An 8017-nucleotide genomic window follows, 5' to 3' on the forward strand; every position below is an offset into this window, starting at 1 on the left:
TTATTGGAGGAGTCGGCAGGGCGTCGACTCTAAGCGCACCCATGGGGCAAATACTGATCCAGCTCATGTTCCGAGCAATTAATTGGCCATCATGGACTGACGAGCGGTTCATCGAGGTTGTAAGGCTGCACGATGCGCAAGTATTCACCGCTCTGTTTCAGTCGTTCCAACGCGTGGTTGAGATCATTGCGCAAAGCGATATCGGGCTTACGCACCGCAATGGCCACACCGTCGCCCAGCAGCTCGGCCGAAACGGCGGGGCCCAGGAAGTCGAAATCCTGGCCGGCAGGGGTGTCGAGCAGTGCCTTGCGGATTTCCACCGTGCCTTGCAGCGTCGCATCGATATGCCCGGCCACCAGGCTGCGAACCAGATCGTCATTGAGCCAGAAGCTCTTGATGACCACGCCTGCAGGCGCCCACTTTGATCGCGCAAAGGCTTCCCGGTTACTGCCCAGCAGCACACCGACACGCTTGCCCCGCAGCGACGCTACGGTCGGCACCAGGCCGGAGCCCTTGCGCGCCACGAGCCGCGTGATAAACGGATACAGATTGTCGGTAAAACTCACCCATTGGCGCCGTCTTGAGGTGGGGGCTATGCCCATGATCGCATCGAATCGACGGGCCTCAAGGGCTTGAAAACTTTCGACCAGGACCTGATCGACCCAGGTACAACGCGTATTGAGCTGCTGGCAAATGGCATTGCCCAGTTCAATGTTCAACCCCACCAACTGACCGTGCTGGTCGCGACTTTCAAAGGGTGGGAATTGGGCGACGACGGCGAAACGAATGTCGCGCCGTGGCTCATCAGCTGTCGCAGGGAGGCAGACAGCGGCGGCCAGGAACAATAAGGCAGGCACAACAAAAACCCGGATGAAATCCACAGGGGACGTCCTTTTCTGGAAAGACCAGCCTCATTACACCCTGCCCCGGTGAGAACAATCGGGGCTGAGCAGAGGCTGCACAAGCTTTCAAGAAACGGTCACGGGCCTTCAATCAGAAAGTTCAGCAGACCCTGTAGGCAAACACCGCCACAGTCTGCGCATCATTATTCTCAGCGTTTACCCATGGAGCGGCGAGTGCCCGGTGGCGCCATGCCTGGCGACTTGGTGTGGCCGTTTTTGGCACCGTTTTTGTACCAAGGCTGGGCGGCATTCTTGGCCCCGGCCAACTCACCCGGCTTGAACGGAAACTTGAACGCTGGGATCTCGGCTTTTTCAACGCTGTCAGCGCCGGCCGGATCGACGAGGTCGGCCACTTCAACAGGGGGTTGTGTCGGGGAAGTCATGGAAGCTCCGGGGCGTGCAAATAATGAGGCGGGGCCGGCTTGCGGGCCCCACTGGCGCGCAGTATACCTGCGCGCTTCGGATCTTTAACCACCGCCAGTACGAATGGTCGGACTTTACTGACAGCGCCGTCAGTTAGCAGTCACCGTGCTGACCGGATTGGCGGGCTATAAAGACCTTCATCCTCCCACCCCTTTGCCCCGGCGCCTCACCCCATGCACATTCAACGAAAAACCGCCCTGATCGTGGGTGTCCTCGTAGTAGTGGCGATTGCAGCCTGGGCACTGACCCGGCCCGCCAAGACCAAACTGGCGGCGCCGACCGCGATTCCGGTCCGGGTCGTCAGCGTCGCGCAACAGGACATCCCCCGGTATGTCAGCGGGATCGGCTCGGTGCTGTCGTTGCACAGTGTGGTGATCCGCCCGCAAATCGACGGCATTCTCACCAAATTGCTGGTCAAGGAAGGCCAACTGGTCAAGACCGGCGACCTGCTGGCCACCATCGATGACCGCTCGATCCGCGCCAGCCTCGACCAGGCCAGGGCACAACTGGGCGAAAGCCAGGCGCAACTGCAAGTGGCACTGGTGAACCTCAAGCGCTACAAGGAACTGAGCATCGACGACGGCGTGTCGAAGCAGACTTACGATCAGCAACAAGCCTTGGTCAACCAACTCAAAGCCACGGCGCAGGGCAATCAGGCGGCGATCGACTCGGCCCAGGTTCAGCTTTCCTACACCCAGATTCGCTCTCCAGTCACAGGCCGCGTCGGCATTCGCACGGTGGATGAAGGCAACTTCCTGCGTATGAGTGATACCCAAGGCTTGTTCTCGGTCACTCAGATCGATCCGATTGCCGTCGAGTTCTCCTTGCCGCAACAGATGCTGCCGACCCTGCAAGGCCTGATCGCCGCGCCGACCCAGGCCAGCGTCGATGCCTATATGGGCGCCGACACCGACGGCCAGACCGGCGATTTGCTCGGTGAAGGCCACCTGAGCCTGATCGACAACCAGATCAGTTCCACCACCGGCACCTTGCGCGCCAAGGCCGAGTTCAAGAATGCCTCGCAGCGCCTGTGGCCGGGGCAACTGGTGACCATCAAGATCCAGACCGCCCTCGACAAAAACGCCCTGGTGGTGCCACCGACCGTGGTGCAACGCGGCCTCGACTCGCATTTTGTGTACCGGGTCAAAGGTGACAAGGTCGAGATCGTGCCGGTGCAAGTCGCCTATCAGGACAGCGACGTGAACATCATCAAGGGCGTGCAAGCCGGTGATGTGCTGGTCAGCGATGGCCAGTCGCGGCTCAAGGCCGGTGCCCAGGTAGACGTGCTCAAGGAACCGCCACAAGTCATCCAGACCGTCGACGCCAAGGTGCAACCATGAGCGGCAGCCGCTCGCCGTCCGCCTGGTGCGTGGACCACCCGGTCGCCACCCTGCTGCTGACGTTCGCCTTGGTGCTGCTGGGGGTTATTGCCTTCCCGCGCCTGGCCATTGCGCCACTGCCGGAAGCGGAATTTCCGACGATCCAGGTCACCGCGCAATTGCCCGGCGCCAGCCCGGACACCATGGCGTCGTCGGTGGCAACGCCGCTGGAGGTGCAATTCAGCGCCATCCCCGGCATGACCCAGATGACGTCCAGCAGCGCCTTGGGCTCAAGCCTGCTGACCTTGCAATTCACCCTGAACAAAAGCATCGACACCGCCGCGCAGGAAGTGCAGGCGGCGATCAACACCGCGTCCGGCAAGCTGCCCAGCGATATGCCCAGCCTGCCGACCTGGAAGAAGGTCAACCCGGCGGACAGCCCGGTGCTGATCCTCAGCGTCAGCTCCGACAGCATGCCCAGCACCGAGCTGAGCGACTACGTGGAAACCCTGCTGGCCCGCCAGATCAGCCAGATCGACGGCGTCGGCCAGATCAACATCACCGGCCAACAGCGCCCGGCGATTCGCGTGCAAGCCTCACCTGACAAGCTCGCGGCCATTGGCCTCACCCTCGCCGACGTGCGCGTGGCCATCCAGCAGTCCAGCTTGAACCTGGCCAAGGGCGCGATTTACGGCGAGAACAGCGTGTCGACCCTGTCGACCAATGACCAGCTGTTTCACCCGGATGAATACGGCCAATTGATCGTTTCCTACAAGAACGGCGCGCCGGTTCAGCTGCGCGACATCGCCAAAGTCATCAACGGTTCGGAAAACGCCTACGTGCAAGCCTGGTCCGGCGATACGCCTGGGGTGAACCTGGTGATCTCGCGCCAGCCCGGCGCCAACATCGTCGAAACCGTGGACCGCATTCAAGCCGAACTGCCACGCCTGGAAGGCATGCTGCCAGCCTCGGTGCAGGTCAGCGTATTGACCGACCGCACCAAGACGATTCGCGCGTCCTTGCATGAAGTGGAAGTCACGCTGCTGATCGCGATCCTGCTGGTGGTGGCGGTGATGGCACTGTTCCTGCGCCAACTGTCGGCGACGATGATCGTGTCCAGCGTGCTCGGCGTGTCGCTGGTGGCAAGCTTTGCCTTGATGTACCTGATGGGCTTCAGCCTGAACAACCTGACGCTGGTGGCGATTGTGATTGCCGTGGGCTTTGTGGTGGACGATGCGATTGTGGTGGTGGAGAACATCCACCGCCACCTGGAAGCAGGCCTGAGCAAACGTGACGCGGCAATCAAGGGCTCTGGCGAGATCGGCTTCACCGTGGTGTCCATCAGCTTCTCGCTGGTGGCGGCGTTTATTCCGCTGCTGTTCATGGGCGGCGTGGTCGGGCGGCTGTTCAAGGAGTTCGCGCTGACGGCGACCTCGACCATTTTGATTTCGGTGGTGGTTTCGCTGACACTCGCACCGACCCTCGCCGCGCTGTTCATGCGCGCGCCGACCCACCACGCCCACGACAAACCCGGTTTCAGCGAACGCCTGCTTGCCGGCTACGCGCGCAACCTGCGCCGCGCGCTGGCGCATCAACGTACGATGGCGGCGATCTTCATGGTGACCCTGGCCCTGGCCGTGGTCGGCTACATATTTATCCCCAAGGGTTTCTTCCCGGTGCAAGACACCGGCTTCGTGCTCGGCACCAGCGAAGCGGCTGCCGACGTGTCGTACCCGGACATGGTCGCCAAGCACAAAGCCCTGGCTGAAATCGTCAAGGCCGACCCGGCGGTGGAGTCGTTCTCCCACTCCGTTGGCGTGACCGGCAGCAACCAGACCATCGCCAACGGGCGCTTCTGGATCGCCTTGAAAGACCGCGGTGACCGCGACGTGTCCGCCAGCCAGTTCATTGATCGCATCCGCCCCAAACTGGCCAAGGTGCCGGGCATCGTGCTGTACCTGCGCGCCGGCCAGGACATCAACCTCAGCTCCGGCCCGAGCCGCGCCCAGTATCAATATGTGCTCAAGAGCAACGACGGCCCGACGCTGAATACCTGGACCCAACGCCTCACCGAAAAACTGCGCGCCAACCCGGCGTTTCGTGACCTGTCCAACGACCTGCAACTGGGCGGCAGCATCACCCACATCAGCATCGACCGCCAGGCCGCCGCGCGCTTCGGCCTGACCGCCACCGATGTCGACCAGGCGCTGTACGACGCCTTCGGCCAGCGCCAGATCAACGAGTTCCAGACCGAGATCAACCAGTACCAAGTGGTGCTGGAACTCGACAGCCAGCAACGCGGCAAGGCCGAGAGCCTCAACTATTTCTACCTGCGCTCGCCGCTGACCAACGAAATGGTGCCGCTGTCGGCGCTGGCCAAGGTCGACCCGCCGACCGTAGGGCCGTTGTCGATCAGCCATGACGGCATGTTCCCGGCCGCCAACCTGTCCTTCAACCTGGCGCCCGGCGTGGCGTTGGGCGATGCAGTGATCATGCTCAACCAGGCCAAGAACGAAATCGGCATGCCGGCGACCATGATCGGCACGTTCCAGGGCGCGGCCCAGGCGTTCCAGAGTTCGCTGGCCAGCCAGCCATGGCTGATCCTCGCGGCGCTGGTAGCGGTCTACATTATCCTGGGTGTGCTGTATGAGAGCTTTGTGCACCCGCTGACGATCATCTCGACCTTGCCCTCGGCAGGCCTGGGCGCGCTGATCATGCTGTGGCTGCTGGGCCAGGACTTTTCGATCATGGCCTTGATCGGGCTGGTGCTGCTGATTGGTATCGTCAAGAAAAACGGCATCCTGATGATCGACTTTGCCCTGGATGCCCAGCGCGTGCGTGGGCTGCCGCCCGAGGAGGCGATTTATGAAGCCTGTGTCACGCGGTTCCGGCCGATCATCATGACCACCCTTGCCGCCTTGCTCGGCGCGGTGCCGCTGATGCTGGGCTCCGGCCCCGGTGCGGAACTGCGCCAGCCGCTGGGTATCGCAGTGGTGGGCGGCTTGCTGGTGAGCCAGGCGCTGACGCTGTTCACCACACCGGTCATATACTTGTACCTTGAGAAGTTTTTCCACAGGCCCAAACCAGCGCTGGCGCTGGCGACCACACACTAAAGGCGGGGTCATGCGCGTCCTGATTATTGAAGACGAAGAAAAAACCGCGGACTACTTGCACCGCGGCCTGACGGAACAGGGCTACACCGTCGATGTGGCGCGTGAAGGCGTCGAAGGTTTGCACCTGGCGCTGGAGAACGATTACGCGGTGATCGTGCTCGACGTGATGCTGCCCGGCCTCGACGGCTTCGGCGTATTGCGCGCGCTGCGTGCGCGCAAGCAGACGCCGGTGATCATGCTCACGGCGCGTGAGCGCGTTGAGGACCGCATTCGTGGCCTGCGCGAAGGCGCCGACGATTACCTGGGCAAACCGTTTTCGTTCCTGGAACTGGTGGCGCGCCTGCAAGCGCTGACCCGCCGCAGTGGCGGGCATGAGCCGGTGCAGGTCACCGTCGCCGACCTGTGGATTGACTTGATCAGCCGCAAGGCCAGCCGCAACGGCCTGCGCCTGGACCTGACCGCCAAGGAGTTCTCGCTGCTCAGCGTATTGGCGCGGCGCCAGGGTGAAATCCTTTCCAAGACGGCGATTGCCGAGATGGTCTGGGACATCAATTTCGACAGCGACGCCAACGTCGTCGAAGTCGCGATCAAACGCCTGCGCGCCAAGCTCGACGGGCCGTTCGACACCAAGCTGCTGCACACCATTCGCGGCATGGGTTATGTGCTGGAGAACCGCAGTGTCGGCTAACTCCATCGCCCTGCGCCTGAGCGGCATGTTCACGCTGGTGGCGCTGCTGATCTTCGTGTTGATCGGCGGCGCGTTGTATCAGCAAGTGGACCGCGGCCTGGGCTTGTTACCCGGCGCCGAGCTGGACGCGCGCTACAGCGTGCTCGAATCCTCGGTCAATCGCTTCGGCACGCCGGACCACTGGGCGAAAATCACCGCCAAACTGAAACTGCTCGGTGAAGAAGACAAACGCATCCGCTTCTGGGTGGTCAGCAGCGATCCGAACTACGAATACGGCAACCCGGACGCGCAAATCCGCGCCTTCGCCGAGGGGCCGACCGGCAAGCGCGACTTGCGCCTGCCAGGGCGTGAATACCCGTTCAAGGTGTTGGTGAGCCAGTTCGCCGCCAAAGAACAGCGCCCGCCGCTGCGCTTTATGATCGCCATCGACACCGAAAACTTCCGCGCAACCCAGCACCAACTGCTGGTGGCCTTGATCGGCCTGGCGTTTGTCGGTGTGGTGCTGGCGGCGCTGTTGGGGTTCTGGGTCTCGCGCATTGGCCTCAAGCCGTTGGGCAAGCTCTCGGATGAAGCGCAGAAACTAGCACCGCCCAAGCTCTCGGGGCGGTTGCAACTGTCGCCGTTGCCGCCGGAATTGAGCCAGTTCGTCAACTCGTTCAACTCCACCCTGGATCGGGTGGAACAGGCTTATTCGCGCCTGGAGTCATTCAATGCCGACGTGGCGCATGAACTGCGTTCGCCGCTGACCAACCTGATCGGCCAAACCCAGGTAGCGCTGACGCGCGGGCGTTCGGCCGAGCATTATTTCGAGGTGCTGCAATCCAACCTTGAGGAGTTGGAGCGCCTGCGTTCGATCATCAATGACATGTTGTTCCTGGCCAGTGCTGATCAGGGCAGCAAGGCCACCAAGCTGATCGAAAGTTCGCTGGCGGACGAAGTGGCCACGACCCTCGATTACCTGGACTTCATCCTCGAAGACGCGCAAGTCCAAGTGCGGGTGCGCGGTGACGCCTTGGTGCAAATCGAGAAAGCGCACCTACGCCGTGCGTTGATAAACCTGCTGAGCAATGCGGTGCAGCACACCGCACCGGGGCAGGTTATCGAGGTGAACATTGAGGTGCAGGACCATCAGGTGGCGATTGGGGTGACCAACCCGGGGGATGAGATTGCCAGTGAGCATTTGCCCCGGCTGTTCGAGCGGTTTTATCGGGTGGATGCGTCGCGCAGCAACAGCGGGGCGAATCATGGGCTGGGGTTGGCGATCGTCAAGGCGATTGCGCTGATGCATGGCGGGGATGTGTTTGTGCGCAGCGATGGGGGCGGGAATACGTTTGGGATTACGTTGCCGGTGTAAGTGGGTCATCGGCCTGACAGCTGACCTGCTGGTGGAAGCTTAACTCGGTCAAATTGTGGGAGCGGGCTTGCTCGCGAATGCGGTGGAGCAGTTATGAATGAGCTGACTGACCCACCGCCTTCGCGAGCAAGCCCGCTCCCACATTTGGATTTCGGTACCTCAGATAGAAGTTGTGCTGCTGTGCTTTTGATCCGCTCTTGCTTCTACCACTCAGGTCG

Annotated in this window: 6 protein-coding genes; 4 read left to right on the forward strand and 2 right to left on the reverse strand. The window is 61.9% G+C overall.

What is annotated here, in order from left to right; all coding sequences use genetic code 11:
* Positions 1-89: 89 nt before the first annotated feature.
* Together HX783_RS07355 and HX783_RS07360 are read right to left on the reverse strand one after the other, a co-directional pair.
* On the reverse strand, positions 90-857 hold the full coding sequence (locus tag HX783_RS07355; RefSeq protein WP_371317663.1) for a transporter substrate-binding domain-containing protein: 768 nt from the start codon (positions 855-857) through the stop codon (positions 90-92).
* Positions 858-1051: 194 nt separating this feature from the next.
* Positions 1052-1285 (reverse strand): hypothetical protein, encoded by a 234-nt coding sequence (locus HX783_RS07360; protein WP_159954317.1) that lies wholly within the window; start codon positions 1283-1285, stop codon positions 1052-1054.
* Between the two features lie 213 nt (positions 1286-1498).
* On the opposite strand from HX783_RS07360, the gene HX783_RS07365 reads away from it, so the two are divergent.
* Genes HX783_RS07365 through HX783_RS07380 form a run of 4 tightly spaced genes read left to right on the forward strand, consistent with a single transcriptional unit; the run spans position 1499 to position 7799 of the window.
* Positions 1499-2665 (forward strand): efflux RND transporter periplasmic adaptor subunit, encoded by a 1167-nt coding sequence (locus HX783_RS07365; protein WP_159954316.1) that lies wholly within the window; start codon positions 1499-1501, stop codon positions 2663-2665.
* Entirely contained in the window at positions 2662-5757 is a 3096-nt protein-coding gene (locus HX783_RS07370) for a multidrug efflux RND transporter permease subunit (RefSeq protein ID WP_177016466.1), read from the forward strand. Before HX783_RS07365 ends, HX783_RS07370 begins: the two co-directional genes overlap by 4 nt.
* A 10-nt stretch (positions 5758-5767) precedes the next feature.
* Positions 5768-6445, forward strand: coding sequence for a heavy metal response regulator transcription factor (locus tag HX783_RS07375; protein WP_065900845.1), 678 nt, complete (start codon positions 5768-5770; stop codon positions 6443-6445).
* Positions 6435-7799: a heavy metal sensor histidine kinase gene (locus tag HX783_RS07380; RefSeq protein WP_177016467.1), complete on the forward strand. Its 1365-nt coding sequence runs from the start codon at positions 6435-6437 to the stop codon at positions 7797-7799. Before HX783_RS07375 ends, HX783_RS07380 begins: the two co-directional genes overlap by 11 nt.
* Positions 7800-8017 lie beyond the last annotated feature (218 nt).

The sequence above is a fragment of the Pseudomonas sp. D2002 genome (genome assembly GCF_013385735.1).
Taxonomy (GTDB): Bacteria; Pseudomonadota; Gammaproteobacteria; order Pseudomonadales; family Pseudomonadaceae; genus Aquipseudomonas.

Bases quoted from the DNA above. Each gene is read 5' to 3' on its own strand.
- HX783_RS07360 (WP_159954317.1), bottom strand. From the start codon at position 1,285: ATGACTTCCCCGACACAACCCCCTGTTGAAGTGGCCGACCTCGTCGAT.
- HX783_RS07370 (WP_177016466.1), top strand. From the start codon at position 2,662: ATGAGCGGCAGCCGCTCGCCGTCCGCCTGGTGCGTGGACCACCCGGTC.
- HX783_RS07365 (WP_159954316.1), top strand. From the start codon at position 1,499: ATGCACATTCAACGAAAAACCGCCCTGATCGTGGGTGTCCTCGTAGTA.
- HX783_RS07375 (WP_065900845.1), top strand. From the start codon at position 5,768: ATGCGCGTCCTGATTATTGAAGACGAAGAAAAAACCGCGGACTACTTG.